This is a genomic window from Deltaproteobacteria bacterium, assembly GCA_009692615.1.
Lineage (GTDB): Bacteria > Desulfobacterota > Binatia > UBA9968 > UBA9968 > DP-20.
On record SHYW01000016.1, the window covers coordinates 24,843 to 44,280 of the forward strand.

At 55.6% G+C, this 19,438-nt stretch carries 25 protein-coding genes, 1 tRNA gene and 1 pseudogene; 21 read left to right on the plus strand and 6 right to left on the minus strand.

From position 1 onward, the window contains the following. Window positions 1-66: 66 nt before the first annotated feature. The 4 genes from EXR70_05770 to EXR70_05785 all read left to right on the plus strand — a co-directional run bounded on the left by EXR70_05770 (window position 67) and on the right by EXR70_05785 (window position 2,309). Complete coding sequence (locus EXR70_05770; GenBank protein MSP37981.1) at window positions 67-876, plus strand: hypothetical protein; 810 nt, start codon at window positions 67-69, stop codon at window positions 874-876. A gap of 107 nt (window positions 877-983) precedes the next feature. Beyond that, window positions 984-1,349, plus strand: a complete 366-nt coding sequence (gene dksA, locus EXR70_05775) for an RNA polymerase-binding protein DksA (protein ID MSP37982.1) — start codon at window positions 984-986, stop codon at window positions 1,347-1,349. Between the two features lie 18 nt (window positions 1,350-1,367). Beyond that, on the plus strand, window positions 1,368-2,243 hold the full coding sequence (gene galU / locus EXR70_05780) for a UTP--glucose-1-phosphate uridylyltransferase GalU (GenBank protein MSP37983.1): 876 nt from the start codon (window positions 1,368-1,370) through the stop codon (window positions 2,241-2,243). Next, window positions 2,234-2,309: transfer RNA gene (locus tag EXR70_05785), tRNA-Ala, on the plus strand. Before galU ends, EXR70_05785 begins: the two co-directional genes overlap by 10 nt. 263 nt (window positions 2,310-2,572) lie before the next feature. On the opposite strand, the gene EXR70_05790 is transcribed toward EXR70_05785, so the two are convergent. The 3 genes from EXR70_05790 to EXR70_05800 are packed head-to-tail and all read right to left on the minus strand — an operon-like array spanning window position 2,573 to window position 3,572. Beyond that, window positions 2,573-2,791 carry a hypothetical protein gene (locus tag EXR70_05790; protein MSP37984.1) on the minus strand — a complete coding sequence of 73 codons (219 nt, stop codon included), beginning with the start codon at window positions 2,789-2,791 and terminating at the stop codon, window positions 2,573-2,575. Between the two features lie 32 nt (window positions 2,792-2,823). Further along, complete coding sequence (locus EXR70_05795) at window positions 2,824-3,108, minus strand: PqqD family protein (GenBank protein ID MSP37985.1); 285 nt, start codon at window positions 3,106-3,108, stop codon at window positions 2,824-2,826. Next, window positions 3,108-3,572: a lasso peptide biosynthesis B2 protein gene (locus tag EXR70_05800; GenBank protein MSP37986.1), complete on the minus strand. Its 465-nt coding sequence runs from the start codon at window positions 3,570-3,572 to the stop codon at window positions 3,108-3,110. Before EXR70_05800 ends, EXR70_05795 begins: the two co-directional genes overlap by 1 nt. 278 nt (window positions 3,573-3,850) lie before the next feature. Here EXR70_05800 and EXR70_05805 point away from each other — a divergent pair, with 278 nt between their 5' ends. Further along, window positions 3,851-4,099, plus strand: coding sequence for a hypothetical protein (locus EXR70_05805; GenBank protein ID MSP37987.1), 249 nt, complete (start codon window positions 3,851-3,853; stop codon window positions 4,097-4,099). Window positions 4,100-4,127: 28 nt separating this feature from the next. Further along, window positions 4,128-4,445 carry a DUF1232 domain-containing protein gene (locus tag EXR70_05810; protein ID MSP37988.1) on the plus strand — a complete coding sequence of 106 codons (318 nt, stop codon included), beginning with the start codon at window positions 4,128-4,130 and terminating at the stop codon, window positions 4,443-4,445. On the opposite strand, the gene EXR70_05815 is transcribed toward EXR70_05810, so the two are convergent. Continuing rightward, a complete protein-coding gene (locus EXR70_05815) occupies window positions 4,442-4,654 on the minus strand; it encodes a hypothetical protein (protein MSP37989.1) in 213 nt (70 codons plus the stop codon). The genes EXR70_05810 and EXR70_05815 overlap by 4 nt on opposite strands. 180 nt (window positions 4,655-4,834) lie before the next feature. On the opposite strand from EXR70_05815, the gene EXR70_05820 reads away from it, so the two are divergent. From EXR70_05820 to EXR70_05845, 6 genes and pseudogenes are all read left to right on the plus strand, one after another. Beyond that, entirely contained in the window at window positions 4,835-5,434 is a 600-nt protein-coding gene (locus EXR70_05820; protein ID MSP37990.1) for a glutathione S-transferase family protein, read from the plus strand. Between the two features lie 9 nt (window positions 5,435-5,443). After that, window positions 5,444-5,686, plus strand: coding sequence for a hypothetical protein (locus EXR70_05825; protein ID MSP37991.1), 243 nt, complete (start codon window positions 5,444-5,446; stop codon window positions 5,684-5,686). A gap of 124 nt (window positions 5,687-5,810) precedes the next feature. Beyond that, the gene (locus tag EXR70_05830; GenBank protein ID MSP37992.1) at window positions 5,811-7,592 is read left to right on the plus strand and encodes a hypothetical protein; all 1,782 of its coding nucleotides are present in this window, start codon (window positions 5,811-5,813) and stop codon (window positions 7,590-7,592) included. Beyond that, window positions 7,585-8,471, plus strand: a pseudogene (locus EXR70_05835) (glycosyltransferase family 2 protein). The gene EXR70_05830 and the pseudogene EXR70_05835 overlap by 8 nt, the downstream one beginning before the upstream one ends. A gap of 45 nt (window positions 8,472-8,516) precedes the next feature. Then, window positions 8,517-9,242, plus strand: coding sequence for a class I SAM-dependent methyltransferase (locus tag EXR70_05840; GenBank protein MSP37993.1), 726 nt, complete (start codon window positions 8,517-8,519; stop codon window positions 9,240-9,242). Further along, window positions 9,122-10,399, plus strand: a complete 1,278-nt coding sequence (locus tag EXR70_05845; protein MSP37994.1) for a glycosyltransferase family 1 protein — start codon at window positions 9,122-9,124, stop codon at window positions 10,397-10,399. The genes EXR70_05840 and EXR70_05845 overlap by 121 nt, the downstream gene beginning before the upstream one ends. Before the next feature lie 73 nt (window positions 10,400-10,472). Here EXR70_05845 and EXR70_05850 read toward each other — a convergent pair whose 3' ends face one another. Next, window positions 10,473-10,757: a hypothetical protein gene (locus EXR70_05850; protein MSP37995.1), complete on the minus strand. Its 285-nt coding sequence runs from the start codon at window positions 10,755-10,757 to the stop codon at window positions 10,473-10,475. Between EXR70_05850 and EXR70_05855 the strand changes: the two genes are divergently transcribed. The 9 genes from EXR70_05855 (at window position 10,749) to EXR70_05895 (ending at window position 18,842) form a co-directional block, all read left to right on the plus strand. Further along, complete coding sequence (locus EXR70_05855; GenBank protein ID MSP37996.1) at window positions 10,749-11,594, plus strand: glycosyltransferase family 1 protein; 846 nt, start codon at window positions 10,749-10,751, stop codon at window positions 11,592-11,594. The genes EXR70_05850 and EXR70_05855 overlap by 9 nt on opposite strands. Before the next feature lie 168 nt (window positions 11,595-11,762). After that, window positions 11,763-12,593 (plus strand): ABC transporter permease, encoded by an 831-nt coding sequence (locus tag EXR70_05860; GenBank protein ID MSP37997.1) that lies wholly within the window; start codon window positions 11,763-11,765, stop codon window positions 12,591-12,593. A 3-nt stretch (window positions 12,594-12,596) separates the two neighbouring features. Further along, window positions 12,597-13,904 (plus strand): ABC transporter ATP-binding protein, encoded by a 1,308-nt coding sequence (locus tag EXR70_05865; protein ID MSP37998.1) that lies wholly within the window; start codon window positions 12,597-12,599, stop codon window positions 13,902-13,904. Between the two features lie 63 nt (window positions 13,905-13,967). Then, window positions 13,968-15,125 (plus strand): glycosyltransferase family 1 protein, encoded by a 1,158-nt coding sequence (locus EXR70_05870; GenBank protein ID MSP37999.1) that lies wholly within the window; start codon window positions 13,968-13,970, stop codon window positions 15,123-15,125. A gap of 32 nt (window positions 15,126-15,157) precedes the next feature. After that, complete coding sequence (locus tag EXR70_05875) at window positions 15,158-15,949, plus strand: prepilin peptidase (GenBank protein ID MSP38000.1); 792 nt, start codon at window positions 15,158-15,160, stop codon at window positions 15,947-15,949. 211 nt (window positions 15,950-16,160) lie between these two features. Then, window positions 16,161-16,607 carry a type II secretion system protein gene (locus EXR70_05880; protein ID MSP38001.1) on the plus strand — a complete coding sequence of 149 codons (447 nt, stop codon included), beginning with the start codon at window positions 16,161-16,163 and terminating at the stop codon, window positions 16,605-16,607. An 11-nt stretch (window positions 16,608-16,618) separates the two neighbouring features. Then, window positions 16,619-17,023: a prepilin-type N-terminal cleavage/methylation domain-containing protein gene (locus tag EXR70_05885; protein MSP38002.1), complete on the plus strand. Its 405-nt coding sequence runs from the start codon at window positions 16,619-16,621 to the stop codon at window positions 17,021-17,023. A 5-nt stretch (window positions 17,024-17,028) separates the two neighbouring features. Continuing rightward, window positions 17,029-17,634, plus strand: a complete 606-nt coding sequence (locus EXR70_05890) for a prepilin-type N-terminal cleavage/methylation domain-containing protein (GenBank protein ID MSP38003.1) — start codon at window positions 17,029-17,031, stop codon at window positions 17,632-17,634. A gap of 17 nt (window positions 17,635-17,651) precedes the next feature. Then, on the plus strand, window positions 17,652-18,842 hold the full coding sequence (locus EXR70_05895; protein ID MSP38004.1) for a hypothetical protein: 1,191 nt from the start codon (window positions 17,652-17,654) through the stop codon (window positions 18,840-18,842). Here EXR70_05895 and EXR70_05900 read toward each other — a convergent pair. Further along, window positions 18,839-19,396, minus strand: coding sequence for a hypothetical protein (locus EXR70_05900; GenBank protein ID MSP38005.1), 558 nt, complete (start codon window positions 19,394-19,396; stop codon window positions 18,839-18,841). The genes EXR70_05895 and EXR70_05900 overlap by 4 nt on opposite strands. Window positions 19,397-19,438: the final 42 nt, after the last annotated feature.

The following is a 19,438-nucleotide window of genomic DNA, read 5'->3' on the forward strand; positions in this document are numbered from 1 at the left end:
GTTGTAATCGCGCCAGGGCGGCGTTAAGCTCGGGCCAATTTCGCCGTCGGTGAGCGAGGAGGCAAGATGCAGCGGCGCAGCTTTGTCGGCATGATTGTCAGTCTGTTGCTTTGGCCATTCCGTAGTGTGGTCGAAGCGTTTTGTAATCCCTCGCTAGTGCATCTTTTTCACCAGGGGCGCCAGTTGGTGCAAGCGCGCGGCGGCAAGAGCCCAACATTGGGATCGTATTTTCTCCAATGGTACGGCCACTCGAGCTTTCTGATTCAATCGGGGAGCCAAACCAAGGTGGTGGCCGATCCTAACTTCAACGTCACCCCAGGCATCCAGGCTGACGCCATCACGATCAGCAACGATCACTTCACCCATAACAATACCGGTGCGGTGACCGGCAACCCGATCATCCTGCGCGGCATCACGTTCAAGCAAACCTGGCAGCCGGTGCGCACCAGCGTCAAAGATATCACCATCGTCAATATTCCGAGCCAGCGCAGCGCCAGTTGGGGCGCCATCGCCAACTCGATTTTCATCTACGAGATGAGCAGCCTGTGCATCGCCCATCTGGGCAACATCGGTCATCTCTTGACTGACGAGCAGGTGAAAGTTTTGCAACGGATCGACATCATGATGATCCCCATCGATGCCATGACCAATCTGGGCTTCGACGACATCATCAAAGTCGTCGGTCAAGTGAAGCCGCCCATCGTGATTCCGATGCACTACGACGTGGCGCGCCAAGCCGAGCTGTTTGCCGCCTTCGCCAAGGAACATTATCCGGTCAAGCGGATTTCACAGTCGCAACTGACATTGAATCGCTCCATGCTGCCGAAAGCTACCGAGATCTACGTGCTCGCTTACCCCCGTTCGCTGGGCGACTGAAGCGGTCTTCGCTCGATCGTCGCCTTTTGTTCAGCGCGGCGCAAAAACGATTGATGTTTTGCGCCATTCACTTATAATGCTGAAGTGATCAGCGATGCAGGCGGCCTGTGAAAAAAAAAGACCTTGAAATTTTTCGTACTCTGCTCAATCAACGGATTGAAGAGCTGCGTTCGAAAGCCGGGAAGACAGTGGAAACGATGGATGACGACGCCAACTTTCCCGATCCCTCCGACCGCGCCACCATGGAATCGAACCGCAATTCTATGCTGCTGATCCGCGACCGCGAGCGTAAACTGATTTTCAAAATTCAAGAAACCATCCAGCGTCTCGACGCCGGCGATTTTGGCATCTGCGAGGAGTGCGGCGAAGAGATCGGTATCGAACGGCTCAAGGCGCGGCCGGTCACGACGCTTTGCATCGACTGCAAATCGAACCAAGAAGTCACCGAACGCAAAGCTAGACGGCTGGTCTAGCGCCATCGGAATCCAATCATGAAAGTAAAAAAAGCCGTGATCCCGGTGGCCGGGTTGGGAACGCGATTTCTCCCCGCGACCAAAACTGTTCCTAAAGAGCTGTTGCCGATCGTCGACATCCCGTCGATCCAGTACGTCGTCCAAGAGGCGGTGGATGCCGGCATCGATGAGATTATTTTCGTCACCGGCCGGGGCAAGGACGGCATCGAGGATCATTTCGACGAAGCGCCGGAGCTGGAGCAGATCCTGACCAATCGCGGCAACACCGAGATGGTAAAAACTTTGCGCCGTATCGCCGAGATGATCGAAGTGGTTTCAGTGCGGCAAAAAGTGCCCCTCGGTTTGGGCCACGCGGTGCTGTGCGCGCGCGACTTGGTCGGCAATGAACCGTTCGCAGTCATGCTGGCGGATGATCTAGTCGACAGCGTGGTGCCCTGCGTTCGGCAGTTGGTCGATATTTTCAATCGCGACGAAGAGTCGGTCATCGCTTTGATGGAAGTTCCGCTCGAGGAAGTTCATCAATATGGCGTGATCAAAGGCCAAGAAATCGAACCACGGCTTTACCGCATCGACGGGACGGTGGAGAAGCCGATGTCGAGCGAAGCGCCGTCGCGCATGGCGATCATCGGCCGCTACGTGCTGCGCCCGGAAATTTTCGACATCTTGCAAAAACAGCCGGCCGGACGGGGCGGCGAGATTCAATTGACCGACGGCCTGGCGCAATTGGCGCGGCAGCGCAAAATGTACGGCTGCGTCTTTACCGGCGATCGCTACGACATCGGCGACAAGTTCGGTTTTGTCCGCGCCACCGTCGCCTACGCATTGAAAAGAGCCGATCTAAAAGATAAAGTGCTCGCGTACATGAAGTCCACCCTGGAATCAGTGGGGCTGTAGCTCAGTTGGGAGAGCGCTAGATTCGCAATTTAGAGGTCGTGGGTTCAATTCCCATCAGCTCCACCAAATTTTCCCTCGCATCGCATTTAAATTTTCACGCTCGTTGTCAATCAACCATTCCATCGGGAAGTTGGTCGATGCAGCTTCCACGCTGTTGGCAATTCCGCGCCAAAAATAATTCTCGATCGATATTAGTGAGCCGTGGGGTTACGCTAAATGCGCCGGCTCAGTTTGCCCCATGGGTGTGTGGATGTTTGCCGGCGTGAACAGGCGGGGGAGAAAGCTCAGCAAACGCGGCTGGGTGAACGCGAGCTTGAAGGCCAGCGCGGTCAATTCATCGCGATTGTGATGGCCCAGCAGCCGAACCGTGGATGCGTCGATGGCGTGCAGCAGTTGGTCGTAATCGCCGGGACGAAACCGACATGGCCGTCGAGCCAAGTTTGCTGTCGGTCGGGGCCGCGGTAGGCCATCGAACCGGTGAGTTTTTGCAGTAACGCGGGATCGACCGGCGCGCCGTCAAGATTAATAATACCGACTATGCCGCTCATCGAAACGCGCCTTGGTAGACTGGCGGCGGCGACTAACTGTCGTCGAACTTGATGAGCCCATACTCGGCGAGGCGGGTGACTAAATTTTCCAGATCGCTTTTGAGCAGGGCGGCGTCGGCGTCATAGAGCGCCGTCAGTTGGGCCAAGGCTTGGGCGATGGAAGCCGACGTCGTGAGCGCTTTCCACATGTCGGTGCCGACATCGTCCAAGCCGAAATAGCGTCCGCCGTCGAGGTTGAGCAACACCGACTCGCCGGCGATCTCGTTGATCAAGACATCGGCCGGCACCGAGACGCGCTTTGAGAGAAGCTCTTTCATTAAGATTGCTCGGAACCCGCCGCGTGCCAGCCCTGCTCCGTCCAAACTAGTAGAGGCGTATAAAGATTTTCCTCAGCCGCGCCGAGAATAATTTCTCCCTGATGCTCGACCCAGGCGTGGGCTTTGAGAGTGCCGTCAATTTCTTTTGCCGTGCCGATTTTCAGTGTGACCGGATAGCCGGCTGATATCGCCAGTCGAAGCACAGATAGACTTTGCACCAGGCAAGTCGCGCCAGGCACGAAGCGCGCCGCCGACTGCGCGGCCCAGATAATTTGCCGAAGGGTCGGCGCGCCAGGGCCGGGCACGACGGAACCCTCACGCCAGCGCGACGCAAGCGCATCTCTTAAAACTCTCAGCGGCAGCAGTGCCAACGCTGGGCGCATGACGGCCAGCAGGCAAGCGGTTTTGATCCATAAAGATCGCTCCGCCGGTGTGAGTCGGGAGAATTTTTTTAGTCGACCCATATCGTTGGTGATGCGCTGGCTAATAATCGTACAAAAGATAACACCCTGGGTAGTTGGGCACAATCAAGCGCGGCTTGCTGTCGCTGCCGGCTCCGGCAAGTCGAAAGATTTCTTACGACCATCGATTTCGGCATTGACATGGCCATTCGTTTTTCGCTATCAATCGGTCGCGGTGCTTGTTATGAAGAAGGGAGTTTCTTGCTGTTGATACCATGAAGTTTCTGACGGATCCAGAATTTTCGGCGCGCTGGTTGGGTATTGTCGTTCTTGACTAGAGTTTGGCCGGTGACAATGCCTTGGTCATCGCCATGGCGGCCAGGACACTGCCAAAGCGCGAGCAATTTTACGGCCGGGTCGGCGGTACCATCGGCGCAGTGGCTCTGCGCTTTCTGTTTATCGCGTTCGTTTCTCAACTCTTGAGCCTTTCCATCGTCGAAGCGCTCGGCGGCCTAGTTCTGATCTGGATTGCGATCAAATTGCTGCGCCAAGCGGCGGTGCGGAAAATTTTCACAACCGTAAAATTTTAACGTGATCGTCCATCGATTAGAACGACAAATGGTATTCCGTCCGAAAGCAATAGCGCAACAGCTTGGCTGGGGCAAATTTTTTCAGCTGCTGATGCACCTGCCGAGCTTCTATAAGTTATTTTCCGGCTTGGTCAAAGATGCGCGGGTCGGCGCCGGCGCTAAACTGCTGGTGGCGGGAATTCTCGCCTACGTGATTGTGCCCACCGATTTGTTGCCGGATTTTCTCATCGGCATCGGCCAGCTCGACGATCTGGCGGTGATTATTGGCGGGCTGAAACTGTTTTTGCGTTTATGCCCGCCGGAGGTTGTCCGCGAGCACTTGGAGCTGCTGGCGCCGCGCGGTTAAAGTTTGGCCGCGGCTTTTTCTTCTTTGATATTGTCGTGGATCATGCGCGGTACGCCGCCGCAGCTAAAGCAGCGTGGCGGTTCGTGTTTGGTGATGCCGCCTTCGGGATAGCGCATAAAACGTTTGTAAAAAGGTTTTTCGGTGCCGACAAAGTCGTCGTAGTAAAACGCCAGCTTGCCGCACTCACTGCATTGAAGATACTTCGCCATGATTTTCCTCTTCGGGTTGATGACTTCAACCTGGGTCGCAGAATACGCACGAACTCCGGCAAGGTCAACAACGTTGTCTGCCGGCGGGGTTGAGAATTCCGCGAATTTGTTGCATGGCTTAGGGGTCAGAGACGGGATTCGATCCGATTACAATTTAACAAAGCTCAGGAGGCTAAGGATATGGCGATCAAATTATTCAATTCGCAAACTTCGATGTTCTGCGAAAAAGTCCGCGTGGTTTTCGCGATGAAAAACGTGCCCTACGAAGTCGTCGACGTGCGCAAGGACGAACGCAAGTCGCTGCTAGAATATACCAACCAACGCAAAGTGCCGACGCTCAACTACAACGGCGAATGCGTCATCGACTCGACTGTGATCTCGGCTCGGTTGGAAAAAGACTACCCGCAAAATAGCATCTATCCCGACGGCACGGTGAACAAAGGCTTGTGTTTGGCGTTGGAAGATTGGTCGGACGAAGTTTTGGTCCATGCCAATCACTCCATGCGCCGGGCCGATACCCCGGAGTTGAAGCAGAAGGCTGAGGCCGAATGGGATGCCCACTTCAACACCCTGGACCAGGTGTATTCGGGCAAGAAATTTGTCTTCGAGCGCATGTCCATCGCCGACATCTCGATCTTCACCCAACTGCACTACCTAGTGGCGGCGGTGAAGTCGGAAATCCCGGCGAAATACAAAAATGTCAACGGCTTCATGGAAAACATGGGCCAGACGCTCAAGCTCAAATCCCTCGCCGACAGTTTCGATGCGCCGTCGCTCTAGGCCAGATTCATGGGCAAAGACGTGATCATTCCGCGCTTGGGATCGAGCGACGAGAGCGACGAGGTGCGCATCCTGCGCTGGATCAAGGCGCCGGGCGAGAACGTGAAAAAGGGTGACGCGCTGCTCGAAGTCGAGACCGATAAAGTCAACGTCGAGGTCGAAGCGCTGGACGACGGCACCCTCAATCAAGTGAGCGCCAAGGAAGGTGACTTTGTCAAATTCGGCGCGGTGGTCGCGGTGATAGAAAAGTAGCCGGCCAGTGCCGGGGATTTTCTCCGAGCGAAGCGTTTGTCATCTCACCTATGATAATTTCCCGCCCGCTAGCGCCTGATACGCCGGCGGGCGGGTTCCCGGCCGACGAAAACCGCCAAAGCTGATGGAACAGCGCTACACCCGGTTGCTCGGGCAAACCTGCGGTCTCGGGGTTTTTCTCGGCGCCGTGGCGACGGTTTATTTTCTCTTCGGTCTCGCCGGCTATGTTGGCGCACCGTTATTAGATTTCACCGTCGCCGCCGCTCTTGGCGCTGGGTTGATTTTTTTCCTGTACCATTTCGCCGGTGCGGCGCGGGGCTCGGGCTGGCTCGGTTGGTCGATTTGGTCGTTGCTACTAATCATCCTTTTAGTCGAAGCCGTGCTCGGTTTGTTGCCGCCGATCAGCCGCGATGAATTGACCCATCATTTAGCCATACCTAAACTCTACGCTAAGGCCGGCCGCGTCATCGAAGTGCCGATGGCGCACTACTCTTACTACCCGATGTTGGTCGACATGTTGTTCACGCCTTGGGTTCATTGGGGTTTGGATTTCGTGCCCAAGTGGATTCACTCGCTGTTCGGCGCGCTCACCGGACTGTTGCTTTACGCTTATCTGGCGCGGCGCATGAGCGCGCTCTACGGTTTGCTCGGCTGGTTTTTTTTTCAATCGACGCCGGTGATTCTGCGCCTCAGCCACTGGGGTTATATCGATCTTGGCGTTACGTTTTACGCCACCGCGTCCTTGCTGTGCTTGCTCTATTGGTGCGAGTCGCGCCAGTCCCTCGGCTGGTTGGCATTGTCTGCGCTGTCGCTCGGTTTTGCTTTAGCGACGAAACCCAACGGTTTGGTGATCGCGCTAGTGATTACCGTGCTGTTTTTTCTCGCCCTCGCTAAGCTGCCACGCAAAAACATCCCGGCGCTCTGCCGTGAAACGGTTTGTTTCGGCGCACTCACGCTGTCGCCGTTTTTGCCCTGGCTGATGAAAAACTGGTGGCAAACCGGCAATCCGCTCTTCCCATTTTTCGCCGGTCTGTTCGCGACCACCGCCGCAGGCGGCCAAGCAGGGGCGGGTTTCGCCGGCATCGGTATTTTCGAAAAACGTCAGTTGCTGTTCGGCGAAAACGTTTGGCAGATCGTCGCCCTGCCGCTGCGCTTGTTTATCTCCGGCCAGGACGACAACCCGCAATATTTCGACGGCGTGCTGACGCCAATCCTGATTCTCTTTCTGCCTTGGGCGTTTCAGGGTAAGTGGCTCGACGATAAACGGCGGCTGGCGAGTTTCTCGCTGTTATTATTGCTCTACGGAATTTTTCTCGTCGACATGCGAATTCGCTACATCCTCGCCATCGTGCCGCTGTTGGCGATTCTCACGACCTTCGCTGTCTTCAATATTTATTTGCGCATCAAACGGCCGGCGATTTTGTTTGCCGGCTTGCTCGGCTTCGCCGTGTGGCATGGCACTTACTTGTGGAGATACGTCGGCGCGGCGCAGCCGTTCGGCTATCTCTCAGGCGCCGTGAGCCGGAGCGAATATCTCACCCGTATGCTTCCCGACTACGCCGTCTTCGATTACATCAACCGCGAAACCGCGGCGACGGCGAAGATTTATCTTCTCTTTGTCGGACGGAGAGCGTATTATTGCCAGCGAGATTATTTCCATGACGGCGGCGACTTGCCGGAGTTTTTACTGGAGGCGATTCGCGCCGCCAAAACCCTCGAGCAAATCGCCCAGTCGCTGAAGCAAAAAAAAATTACTCATCTAATGGCGCGTGCGGACTTGCTGGCGGAGTTTCTCTCGAACAATCTGACGCCCGATCAAGCGCGGCTGTGGAATGAATTCGCTAATCGCGGCTTGGCGCTGAGCTTTGACGCCCGTGGCTACGCGGTCTATCGATTGAATGGCTAACCCACCCGATATTTCTATCGTCATTCCGGCCTTCAACGAAGCCAAGTGCTTGGCCGGGGTGTTGGAATAAATTTTCGCCCTGAAACTGTCCCAGGCCGAGATCATCGTCGTCGACGACGGCTCCACTGACGGCACGGCCGAAGTGGCGATGAAGGCCGGCGCCAACGTGGTGCGTCATCCTTACAATATCGGCAACGGCGCGGCGGTGAAGAGCGGCATGCGTGCGGCGCAGGGAAGATTAATTGTCTTGATGGACGGCGACGGCCAACATCCGCCCGAAGATATTCCCAAGTTGCTCGCCGAAGCGGCCAACTATCACATGGTGGTGGGCGCCCGCGCCAAGGGCTCGAAGCTGCGCTTTCACCGCTACGTCGCCAACTTGGTTTACAATCTGTTGGCATCCTACGTGACGCGCTTCAACGTGCGCGATCTGACTTCCGGCTTTCGCGTGCTGTCGCGGCGCGAGGCGTTGCGTTTCATCGATCTGCTGCCGAACACGTTTTCTTATCCGACGACGCTGACTTTGGCTTTCCTGCGCTCCGGCTTGACGGTCAAGTATGTGCCGATCCAGACGCTCTACCGGTCGGGCCAGAGTAAGATCAGCTTGATCACCGACGGCGTTCGCTTCTTTTTGATCATTACCAAGATCGCCACGTTGTTTTCGCCGCTGCGGGTGTTTCTGCCGGTGAGCCTGTTTTTTTCCTCGCCGGGATGGGAAACTATGCCTACACTTTTTTCACTCAGGGGCGTTTCACTAATATGTCGGTTTTCGCGCTGACGACTTCGGTGATCATTTTCATGCTCGGCTTGATCTCCGAGCAAATCGCGCTCTTGCGCATGGAACGGCAGCAAGCCGGAAGGCGGCATGACGATGGGTAAATTTTACCTGCGTGAAGGGCGCCATTTGCTGACTCTCCCTAGTTTATGAATCCACAACCCAAGACTCAAGAAAAGCCGGATGCGACGGCGGTACGCGATTTTTACGATCGGGTTTATTACGCCAATGCCACCGTGGCTGCTAACCTCCCTGCGCATTACCGCCGGCTCGCCAGGAAATTTCAACCTTGGAAGGGACGGCGGTTGCTCGACGTTGCCTGCGGTATTGGTGACTGGCTCACGGCGGCGGCGGCGCTCGGCGCTATTCCCACGGGAGTGGATATCTCGCAGAGGGCTTTGGCTCTTTGCCAGCAACGGTTGCCCGACGCCGATCTTCATTGTGGTCCGGCCGAGCAGTTGCCGTTTGCCGACCGGCAGTTCGACGTCATTTCAAGCTTGGGCGCGTTGGAACATTTTTTAGATCCGCAAGCGGCACTGCGCGAGATGGTGCGGGTGGCGAAACCCGGCGCGATATTCATTCTGCTAGTGCCGAATTCTGGATTTTTGCCGCTGCGCTTCGGACTGCATTCCGGAACACAGCAAGCCGATGTTCGCGAAGAGGTACGGTCACTGTCGGCGTGGCGCCAACTTTTCGAAGGCGCGGGCCTGAGAGTGAGCTACCGTTGGCGCGATCTCCATGTTGTCTCGCCGTCATGGATTTTTCGCGGCCCATGGTATGCTTGGCCGGTGCGTACCGCGCAAGCGTTTATGTTACCTTTCTGGCCGCTGGAATGGCAGTATCAGGTATATCATCTGTGCACGATCAAGAGTTGATTACCGGCGGCGTGGGTATTCTCGTCATCACGTGGAACTACCCGCCGCGGCAGGGTGGTATTGAGCAGCTGCTCGCCAGCGTCTGCGCTGGACTGAGCAAGAATCATCGGGTGGCGGTTATCACAGCTCACGCCACAGAATCGATCGCCGTTGCGGATGAAATAATATTTCGTCCCACTTCTCCCGGCCTAATCCGGTATTTTCTTTTCGCTGTCGCTAAAGGAATCGCGATACTTCGCGGCAATCGCAATATCCACGTTATTTTCGCTGGCAGCGTGTTAGCGACGCCGATTGTATTGTTGCTCGCGCGCTTGCTTCGTCGTAAGGCCGTTGTTCAGGCGCATGGTTTAGATTTGGTTTACCGCAATTCGGTGTATCAATTTTTAATCGTTCGCTGGCTTCGTTATGTTGATCGCGTCATCGCCAACAGCCGTCACACGGCGGAGCTGGCTCAGCAAAAAGGCGCCCGTGAGCAAGCCATCGCGGTCATCCCTCCGGGCGTCGACTGGCAGCGCTTCCAGAGCGCGGATAGTGCCGACGCCCTTAAGCAGGTATGGGGATTGGCGAACCGTAAAGTTATTCTTTTCGTCGGCCGGCTGGCGAGGCGCAAGGGCGTAAAAGAATTCATCGAGCGCTCACTGGTTGATATCGTTAAGCAAGTGCCGGACGTGTGTTTTGTCATCGCCGGCGACAATCCGAGGGAGTCGTTGACGCACCACGACGATGTTGCCGGCGAGATTCGCCAAGCCATCGCGCGCCATGATCTTTCCGAGCACGTGCGCTGGCTCGGGGCTGTCAATGACGCCGAGTTGGTTCAGGTGTACGCACTTTGCGACGTTCTTGTATTGCCGGTTTTGGCTCTTGATTACGACGTGGAGGGCTTCGGCATGGTCGCTTTGGAAGCCGCGGCCGCCGGTAAACCAGTGGTTGCGGTTTGTTGCGGCGGCGTTTCCGACGCAGTCGAAGACGGCGTCACCGGCATATTGGTAGCGCCGGCCGACTACTTTACGCTGAGTGATGCAATCGTTCGCTTGCTCGACGATCCCGCCGCGCGTTTCTCAATGGGGGAAGCTGGCAGACAGCGGGCGTTGGCCGAGTTCACATGGGCGAAGATCGTGATGCGCTACGAGGGGGCCTTTTTCGATCTATCTGCGTGAGCACGCAGGATTGAATATGGCTATTTTCGCGCTAGTACGAAACGACATTATTTGGCGTCGCGCTGGTCAATTATCAACCGTCGAATTTAGTGTTACGATTTGACAAAGGCTGCGCGCGAGCATCGCGATGAGCCAAACCTGATCCGACTTCGATTAAATTGATTTGAAAGTACTCGTACCCATATCGGACACTCGCTCCGGTCACAGTGTTTACTTCGATCAGCTCAAACAGGCCGTTGCCGGCCATGGCATTTCGTTGGACCTTATCCGTTTCGCGCGTCATTTCGAGATCGCGCCGGCACTGGTCAGCGCTCGTCTTCGTGCCCGGTCGCGCCAAGGTGATTACGACTTGATGCATGGCAACGCCGACTACGGCAGCGCCTTCAGTCGCTCCGATAAGCCGTCCGTCGTGACCGTACTGCACAATGTTTTCGAGGACAACTATCAACGATATACCACGCTCAGCCAGAAGGCGTTTCACTTCGGTTGGTTGAAACGGCGCATCGCCCAAGCGCTGCGTGATGCGGATCGAGTGGTCGCGATCAGTCACAGCACCAAGGCCTCCATCGAAAGAACTTTCGGCGCGCGCAACATCGAGGTGATTTATAACGGCATCGATAGCGAGATCTTCAAGCCGCTTGAAACGGGCGCCAACAACGAATTTCCCGGCAAAATTCGTCTGCTCTTCGTCGGTAACTTGACCAAGCGCAAAGGCGCCGATCTGTTGCCGGCGATCATGAAAAAGTTGGGTGACGATTATGTTTTGGTGCATCCATCGGGCCTGCGCACCGGCGCCGATTTCGGCGCGGTGAATATCGTCAAGCGTACCGCGCCGTCGACGCAGGAATTAGTCGAACTCTACAACGGCTGCGATATTTTCCTTTTTCCCTCTCGGCTCGAAGGTTTCGGCTACGCCGTCGGCGAGGCGATGGCGTGCGGCAAGCCGGTGATTTGCACTGACGCGTCGTCATTGCCGGAGTTGGTGGTCGACCAACAAGGCGGCTTTCTCTGCGGCCTCGACGATGTTGACGCGTTTGTCGAGCGCATTCGCTTTCTCGGCGCCCGTGCGGCCCTGCGCCAAACCATGGGCGCCTTCAATTGCCAGCGGATCGAAAAGAATTTCACCGTGGCGCAGATGGGCCGTGCCTATGCCGAGCTCTATCGAAACCTGTTAACGGCCAAGCCGAGACGCTGAATTTGGGCGGGAAAGCGCCATTAGGCGGCTGTGGCGTAAGAATTGCGTTTAATAGCCATCTGGTCGTGGCGCCTATTCTAAATTTCTCAGAAATGCCATGGACGGTCCAATAAGGCTCGTAGTATCTTGGCAACGGTGGTGAAACACGTGCAGTTTCGGGACGAAGTCTTGCAAAGACCGCCAATCATCATTCGCCCGTCAGCGGGCTGGGTTCCGCTCAAGCTCGACGATCTGTGGGCGCACCGCGAGTTGGTGTTATTCTTGGCCTGGCGCGATCTCAAAGTGCGCTACAAACAAACCACCCTGGGAATTATCTGGGTGGTGCTGCAACCGCTGCTGATGACCTTGGTTTTCACGGTGGTCTTCGGCCGCTTCGTCGCGCCGATGAATAGTAGCGTCGCGCTGCCCTATCCGCTGTTCGCTTTCTGCGGTCTTTTGCCGTGGCAATTTTTCGCCTACGTGCTGAACAACTCTAGTAACAGTTTGATCGCCAGTCAGCAGCTGATCACCAAAGTTTATTTTCCCAGATTGGTGATTCCACTTTCCGGCGTGCTCTCGGGGTTGGTCGACTTCGCGGTGGCTTTCACGGTTTTGCTCGGCATCGTGGTTTATTACCAGGTGACGCCGTCAGCGGCGCTCTGGTTGCTGCCCGTTTTTGTGTTGCTCTCGATCGCTTGCGCCGTCGGCGTCGGCCTTTGGCTCGCGACCCTTACGGTTCAATACCGCGACGTGCGCCATATGATTCCGTTCGTTACTCAAGTGTGGTTTTTCATGTGCCCGGTTGCTTATCCGATCACTTTGGTGCCGGAAAATTGGCGCTGGCTTTACGCACTCAATCCCATGGCCGGGATAATTCATGGCCTTCGCTGGTCGCTGGTTGGCGGCGGCGATCCGCTTGGCGCTTGGGTTTGGCTATCCGTGCTGGTCACGGTGCTGCTGTTGGTGAGCGGGCTTTATTATTTTCGCGGTGTCGAAAAAACCTTCGCCGATGTGGTGTAATAGATGAGCGACATTGCCCTGCGCGCCGACCGGCTCGGTAAAAAATATCGCCTCGGCCAGCGTGAAAATTATTTCATGCTGCGCGATGTTCTGGCGCGCTCGATGGCTGGGCCATTGCGGCGGCTTTTTCCCAATCGTCAAAATGTACCCGCGCCGCCGGAACCGGCGCGTGTCGAGGACTCGATCTGGGCGCTCAAGGATGTCTCGTTTGAGATCAAGCAGGGCGACGTGGTCGGCATCGTCGGCCGCAACGGCGCCGGCAAAAGCACGCTGTTAAAGATTCTCTCGCGCATCATCGAACCGACCGAAGGCGAGGCGCGCATTTACGGGCGAATCGGGTCGCTGCTGGAAGTCGGTACCGGTTTTCATCCCGAGCTCACCGGACGCGAAAATGTTTATCTCAGCGGCGCGATCTTGGGCATGAGAAAAAGCGAGATCGAAGCCAAGTTCGATGAGATCGTTGCCTTCGCGGAAGTGGAAAAGTTTATCGACATGGTGGTGAAACATTACTCCACCGGCATGTACCTGCGCTTGGGTTTCGCCGTGGCGGCGCATTTGGAACCGGAGATTCTCATCGTCGACGAAGTGCTCGCCGTCGGCGACGCGGCGTTTCAGGAGAAATGTCTCGGCAAGATGGGCGACGTGGCGAAGCATGGCCGGACGGTATTGTTCGTCAGCCACAACATGGCGGCGCTGCAGGTGCTCTGTACCAAAGCTCTGTTGATCGAGTCCGGCACGGTGCAGTTCGAGGGCGACAGTACCCAAGCCATCAGCCGTTACCTGCGCAGCGTCAACGCCGAACTCCCGGCCGCGGCGCCGGCGCTGGGAACGATCCCGCGCCAAAATGGTTCGCGCGCAGTTTTCGTCCAAGGTTCGCTCAATGGGCGGCCGCTCGCCACGGCGCACTGTGCCGGCGCCCGCGAGCGCTTGGATATCGAATTATCCGTCGCTCTCGAACAGCCAGTAAGACAGTGCAGCTTGGAAATTGCTTTTGAAACCGAGGCGGGGCTGCGGGTCTACGCCATCGACTCACGCTGGACGCTCAAACCCATGGACCTGGCGGCGGGCGATCATGAGCTTCATTGCGCCCTTGGCGAAATCCCCTTAGTTCCTGGCCGCTATTTTATTTCCCTGGGATTTGCGGGCGACGGACGGCAAGCCGACTGGCTGTACCGCATCGCTGCCATCGAGATCGCCGCCACCGATGTTTATGGCACCGGCGAGTTGCCGTTGGCGAGCCAGGGATATTTTTTGAGTGAGGCGACATGGCGTATCGGCAAGGCGCGGCTGAGTGGCAAAAAAATTGCGTAATTCAAATTTGATGACTGATTCCAGCGCTGACTTCATCTTTGTAAGATCGTGGCAACCTTGTTGATGAGCAAGCCGCCGAGCATAGCGATCGATATATCGCCGTTGTTGGTGCGCAACACGGGGATCAGTTACTACACGGCGAACCTGGTCAGTCAGCTGCTCGGCTTGAAGCCGGATTTTCGCTGGCGTTATTTTGCCGTGCCGGAAAGAGTTGCCACCGAAGTTAACGTTGAAAATCCAGCGGGAGATTTCAAAACGGTCGTTGCCCCTTGGTTTCTGCCGCCGCGAATCACCTCGCTGTTATTGCAGGCGCCGCTGGCGGGTTTGCTGGCGGCGGAAAAGTTTGCCGGTACCAACGATCTGTTTCACTGGACCAATTTTCTTATCTGCTCGCAAAAACATGGCAAGAAAGTGCTCACCGTGCACGATGTCAGTTTTTTTCTGTTTCCGGAGTTTCATCCATTGAAGCGCCGCTTGACCTTCAAGGCATTCTTTCCGCGCTCCCTCGAACAGGCGGATCATATCATCACCGACTCCGACAGCACGAGGCGCGATCTGGTCGAGCATTTTCATGTTCCCGCAGACAAGATGACGACGATTCATCTCGGTGTCGATCCAAGTTTCGCGCCAGTGAGCGAACCGCAAGCGGCGCCGATCCTGGCCGAGTATGGGCTGCGCTTCGGTGCCTATTTGCTTAACACGGGCACGGTGGAGCCGCGCAAAAACTTGCTGCGCTTGATTCAGGCGTACAATTTATTTCGCTCGAACAATTCAGCAAGCTTGCCCCTGGTGTTGGTCGGCGCCAGCGGCTGGCTCAATCAGGATTTGTTTGAAGAAATCGACAAGTCGCCGTGGAAGAGCGACATAAAATTTCTCGGCTATGTCGCGAAAACCGATCTGCCGTCGCTCTATTCCGGTGCCGTCGCGTTCGTCTATCCATCGATCTATGAAGGCTTCGGCTTGCCGCCGTTGGAAGCTATGGCCTGCGGCACGGCGGTGATTACCGCTAATAATTCGTCTTTGCCTGAGGTCGTGGGCGATGCCGCGATTCTCGTCGATGCTCACAATGTCGACGCTATCGCGAGTGCCATGCTAAAAGTTGCCGGCGATGCAACGGTGCGGGAAAATCTCAAGCAGCGCGGCTTGGCGCGGGCGAAATGTTTCAGTTGGCGGCGCACCGCCGAGCAAACCCTGGCGGTGTACGAGCAGGCGTTAGGTTGATATTCAAGCAAACGAATTACAAGTAGGTATCCATGACTCCATTTCATTTTGTCGCATTTGTTTTCGGCGCTCTGGTCGGCAGTTTTCTCAACGTTTGCATCGGCCGGATTCCCAACGGCGAGTCCATCGTCACACCGGGTTCGCACTGTCCCGGCTGCAAAAAACCCATCGCTTTTTACGATAATGTGCCGCTGCTCAGCTACTTGTTTCTGCGCGGCCGCTGCCGTGCCTGTCATGAAGGTATTTCACTGCGCTATTTTGTTGTCGAGTTGCTGATGGCGCTGTTCGCCATGGCGCTCTGGCACTGGTTTGGTTTGAGCTTTAGCTTTTTTGTCGGCTTTGTCTTTGTCGCCGCGCTGATCGTGATTTCTTTTATCGATCTCGACGTGCGCATTGTGCCCGACGTGATCAGTCTGCCGGGAATTATCCTCGGGTTGGTTTTCTCGTTGTTGGGATACTTTTTCTTTCGCGATGGTTCGGGTGTGATTCCCTCGCCGGTCAGTTCGCTGATCGGGATTCTTACCGGCGGGGTTTTTTTGCTCGTGACGGCATGGGCCTATGAGAAAGTTACCGGCGTCGACGGCATGGGCGGCGGTGACATCAAACTGCTGGCGATGATCGGCGCCTTTCTCGGTTGGCCGTCGATTCCGGTAACTCTCTTCATCGCGTCGTTGCTCGGTTCCGTAGTTGGCATCGCCTGCATGGCGGTCACCGGCGCCGGCCGGCGCTTGGCGTTGCCGTTCGCGCCGTTTCTCTGTTCCGGCGCGCTGCTCTATCTTTATTACGGCAACGAGATCATCGAGTTTTATCTCCCTCCCCAGTGACCTGAAGCTCATTCTAGCGCGACAATCCGGCACTGCGACGAAATTTGTCATTCCCATGGGTTTCGTTCTCAGTACGATGGGGAGGAATTTGGCCAAATCCACCCCAACAGTGACAACTAGATTTGCCTTCTTTAAGTAGTTTTCTGGTCCGCGAATTGCTCTCTCCAGCAGAGGTTATCCTTAGTTCTCAATGGTCGGTGGAGCGGTTTAGATGGCATTGATGGCAAAATTACCACGACGACTCACCAATGGCCGCGGCTTTACGCTGGCGGAGATGCTCGTTGCTGTGGGAATCTTCGGGATTCTCTCGGCCACCGCCGCGCCCTACTTGTTCGCCATGAAAACCCGTTTTCGCTTGGACGGCGCCACGCGCCAGGTGTTCAGCGAAATCATGTCGGCGCGCATGAAAGCGATCAACGAGAACGCCACCTACACGATCACGTTTCCGAACAACCACACGATTCAGATTGTCGGCTCGGCCACCAGAACGGTCGATCTGCAAACGCTCTACGAGAGCGTGACACTTTCGAGTTCCGCGGCGACGATCAATATTTCCTCGCGCGGTACTTCGGATACCGCTTCGACGATCACGGTTTCCAATTCTACCGGAAGCAAAACCGTAACGCTTAAAATCACTGGATCGGCGTTGATTAGTTGAGGCTCGATGACATGAAAGCGAAAATTTTACACCGAGCTTTGAGCGAAAAGGGCTTCACCCTGATCGAGCTGCTGACAGCGATTACGTTGTTAACGATTGGGCTTTTGGGGACGGCGGCACTGACGGCGGGCGTGGTGAAGGGCAATGTCGCTGGGCGAAACGTTTCCACTGCCACGGCGATCGCTCAATCGTGTTTTCAGGAAAATCGGCGAGTGGGATATACCAGTGCCGGAACCACCGGATGTACGACCACCACCACCAACGTTACATTGGGCGGTGTGACATTCTCTCGCGCTCTGTCCATCGATTCGGCTACCACCAACTTGAAAACTCTTACCGTGACGGTCAGCTGGACCGAAGGCACGGCGGGCAGTAAGTCGATTACGATGATGACGACACTCGCATCGGGGACTTGATAGATATGCACCGCCGAGTCAATAAAACTTCAGCCGGTTTCACGCTCATCGAGATGATGGTTTCCATCACCCTCGGGATGATCGTCATTGCCGGCGTCACGGGGACGTTTACCGCCCAAACTCGGCAGAACGCCGCCGAACAGCAGGTGTCGCAGATGCATCAGAACGTGCGCGGTGCGCTCGATATGATTATGCGGGATCTGATGCAGGCTGGCTACAAAGCTCCTAGTGGCAGTGTGACGGGTGTGACGTACAGCACCACCCAACTACTGGTTCAGGCTGATCTCGATGCGAATGGGAGCATAGATACGACTAACACGAGCGTGGAATACATCACTTACGTTTATGATTCGACGAATCAGCAAATCACGCGGAAGCTTGGGAATAGTGGAAATAGCACCACGGAAGTTCTCGCCGAGAACATTACCGCATGCACTTTCACTTTCAAGGATGCAAGTGATACTGCGACTACAACCAGCTCCCTGATCCGCAAACTGAGCATAACGATCACTGGTCAAACGGCAAAGGTCGATCCAAGTTATTCTTCAAATAACGGTAAGCGTTCTTACTCGGTCAGCGCCGACGTTACGCCGCCGAATTTGGCTCTTTAATTAGGGAGACAGATTTTATGCAGTCCACGCGAAAAATTTTCAATTGGTTTGTGAACAAAGTCTGCGGCGGTGAGCAGGGCGTGATTCTGATCGCGGTGCTTACGTTGATGGTGACGCTGATCCTGGTCGGCGCGACGACGTATATCGTGTCGTCGAGCAACGTTAAGATTAGCGCCAACTTCAAATCGAGCGAAACCGCTTTGCAGGTGGCGATGGCGGGTGCCGAAAAGGCCCGTGAAACATTGCGGGCGCTTAACGTGGCTAGCTCGGACAAAACCGTGTTCAGTACCGAGCTTGCTGGGCGTGTTGGCGGCAATAGCGTCCTCAACGGTAATGCTACGGCCACAGATGATTTGGTTTTGGCGACCGGTACATTAGGAAGCTATACTTACAACGCCTATTTGACTAACAACAACGTTAGCGGTGGCGATACATGGAACAGTATAACTGACAACGACGGCATCGCGACGATCACTACTACGGCGACCGGTCCAAACGGCTCAAAAGCTGTGGTCACGACTCTTGTAAAAACGTACACCATACCCAGCGCACCCGGTGCGGTTTACTCAAAAGATAATGTTATCTTGAACGGCAGTTCGTTAACCATCAACGGCAACGACGCCTCGGGCTGCGGTGGAACGAATCAGCCTCCGGTTTACACGGAGAATCCAGCGTACACGTGTTATCCAGGCACGACCGAACCCAGGTGCGGCAATGTCAACAACGCCAACGGCCCCACTTTGACCGGCAGTCCAAACGTGCCGCAGTACGGTACCATTGACATAGATATCAGTACGCTGGTCACTGAGCTTAGCAAATCCGCGACCGATAAAGTTACGGCAGATCAAACCAACGCGACATTTGGCTCGGCCAGTGATTATCGGATCGTTTACGCCGATGCCAGCGCTCTGAACAATCAAGATCTTCGACTGAATAACGTTACCGGCTACGGCATTTTGGTGGTGCTTGGCAATTTGCAACTGGCGGGTAACCTCACGTGGAACGGACCGATTATCGTGACCGGCACTGTGACTTCGAGCGGCGGCGGTAGTAGCCCCAAAAACGTTACCGGTCAAATTATTGCGGGTAGTAGCGCGCTGGGCGACACCACTATCAGCGGCAGCATCGTGGTCAATTACAGCAGTTGCGCCCTACGCGACGCGTATGCGGTGGCTCCTCTAAGAGTCGTTAACTGGAAGCAAAATTAACGTTGGTTTTGCAGCGCCGAATCAACCGCGGCGCCCATCTGTTGGAGATCGTTAAACTCGCGGCCGCGCTCGATAAAGAGTTTGGGATCTTTTTGTATCTTGGTTTTGTAGTCGAAGAGTTCCTTTGACAGCGCGCGAAGATCGTCCGGGAACATGCCGGCGACATTGTCCACTCTATCTTTTAGGCGTGCGACGTCTTTTTTGATCGGATCGTTCTCGTCTTTCACCGGCGCTGGAGCCTCGGTGGCGGGTGTTTCTTGCGCCGGTTCTTTATTGTTCTCGTCAGCAATCACCTGGGTTTTTTCCGACGGATCGTGATCGGCTGTCGTCACCATCTTAATCACTTTGTCCGTCTTCTCGATCTTGTGCACAAACGCTTTGTCGACACCGAATATCCCGCCGTCGGCGTCGAACAAGACTTGCGCGCCCTCTTGCCAGTAGCGGTTGGTGACATATTCGTTGCCGTTCTTGAGCCTGATGACGAAGGCGCCATTGGCGAGGGTCGGCGCGGTGAGGCACAGAGTTAACGCAAGATAGCTGACAGTTTTTCGCATACTCGACTCCCATCCCAGAACATTTGCATTTTACCATCACTT

Bases quoted from the DNA above. Each gene is read 5' to 3' on its own strand.
- EXR70_05770 (MSP37981.1), top strand. From the start codon at position 67: ATGCAGCGGCGCAGCTTTGTCGGCATGATTGTCAGTCTGTTGCTTTGG.
- galU (MSP37983.1), top strand. From the start codon at position 1,368: ATGAAAGTAAAAAAAGCCGTGATCCCGGTGGCCGGGTTGGGAACGCGA.
- EXR70_05790 (MSP37984.1), bottom strand. From the start codon at position 2,791: ATGAGCGGCATAGTCGGTATTATTAATCTTGACGGCGCGCCGGTCGAT.
- EXR70_05795 (MSP37985.1), bottom strand. From the start codon at position 3,108: ATGAAAGAGCTTCTCTCAAAGCGCGTCTCGGTGCCGGCCGATGTCTTG.
- EXR70_05800 (MSP37986.1), bottom strand. From the start codon at position 3,572: ATGGGTCGACTAAAAAAATTCTCCCGACTCACACCGGCGGAGCGATCT.
- EXR70_05810 (MSP37988.1), top strand. From the start codon at position 4,128: ATGGTATTCCGTCCGAAAGCAATAGCGCAACAGCTTGGCTGGGGCAAA.
- EXR70_05815 (MSP37989.1), bottom strand. From the start codon at position 4,654: ATGGCGAAGTATCTTCAATGCAGTGAGTGCGGCAAGCTGGCGTTTTAC.
- EXR70_05820 (MSP37990.1), top strand. From the start codon at position 4,835: ATGGCGATCAAATTATTCAATTCGCAAACTTCGATGTTCTGCGAAAAA.
- EXR70_05825 (MSP37991.1), top strand. From the start codon at position 5,444: ATGGGCAAAGACGTGATCATTCCGCGCTTGGGATCGAGCGACGAGAGC.
- EXR70_05830 (MSP37992.1), top strand. From the start codon at position 5,811: ATGGAACAGCGCTACACCCGGTTGCTCGGGCAAACCTGCGGTCTCGGG.
- EXR70_05840 (MSP37993.1), top strand. From the start codon at position 8,517: ATGAATCCACAACCCAAGACTCAAGAAAAGCCGGATGCGACGGCGGTA.
- EXR70_05845 (MSP37994.1), top strand. From the start codon at position 9,122: ATGGATTTTTCGCGGCCCATGGTATGCTTGGCCGGTGCGTACCGCGCA.
- EXR70_05850 (MSP37995.1), bottom strand. From the start codon at position 10,757: ATGCATCAAGTCGTAATCACCTTGGCGCGACCGGGCACGAAGACGAGC.
- EXR70_05865 (MSP37998.1), top strand. From the start codon at position 12,597: ATGAGCGACATTGCCCTGCGCGCCGACCGGCTCGGTAAAAAATATCGC.
- EXR70_05870 (MSP37999.1), top strand. From the start codon at position 13,968: ATGAGCAAGCCGCCGAGCATAGCGATCGATATATCGCCGTTGTTGGTG.
- EXR70_05875 (MSP38000.1), top strand. From the start codon at position 15,158: ATGACTCCATTTCATTTTGTCGCATTTGTTTTCGGCGCTCTGGTCGGC.
- EXR70_05880 (MSP38001.1), top strand. From the start codon at position 16,161: ATGGCATTGATGGCAAAATTACCACGACGACTCACCAATGGCCGCGGC.
- EXR70_05885 (MSP38002.1), top strand. From the start codon at position 16,619: ATGAAAGCGAAAATTTTACACCGAGCTTTGAGCGAAAAGGGCTTCACC.
- EXR70_05890 (MSP38003.1), top strand. From the start codon at position 17,029: ATGCACCGCCGAGTCAATAAAACTTCAGCCGGTTTCACGCTCATCGAG.
- EXR70_05895 (MSP38004.1), top strand. From the start codon at position 17,652: ATGCAGTCCACGCGAAAAATTTTCAATTGGTTTGTGAACAAAGTCTGC.
- EXR70_05900 (MSP38005.1), bottom strand. From the start codon at position 19,396: ATGCGAAAAACTGTCAGCTATCTTGCGTTAACTCTGTGCCTCACCGCG.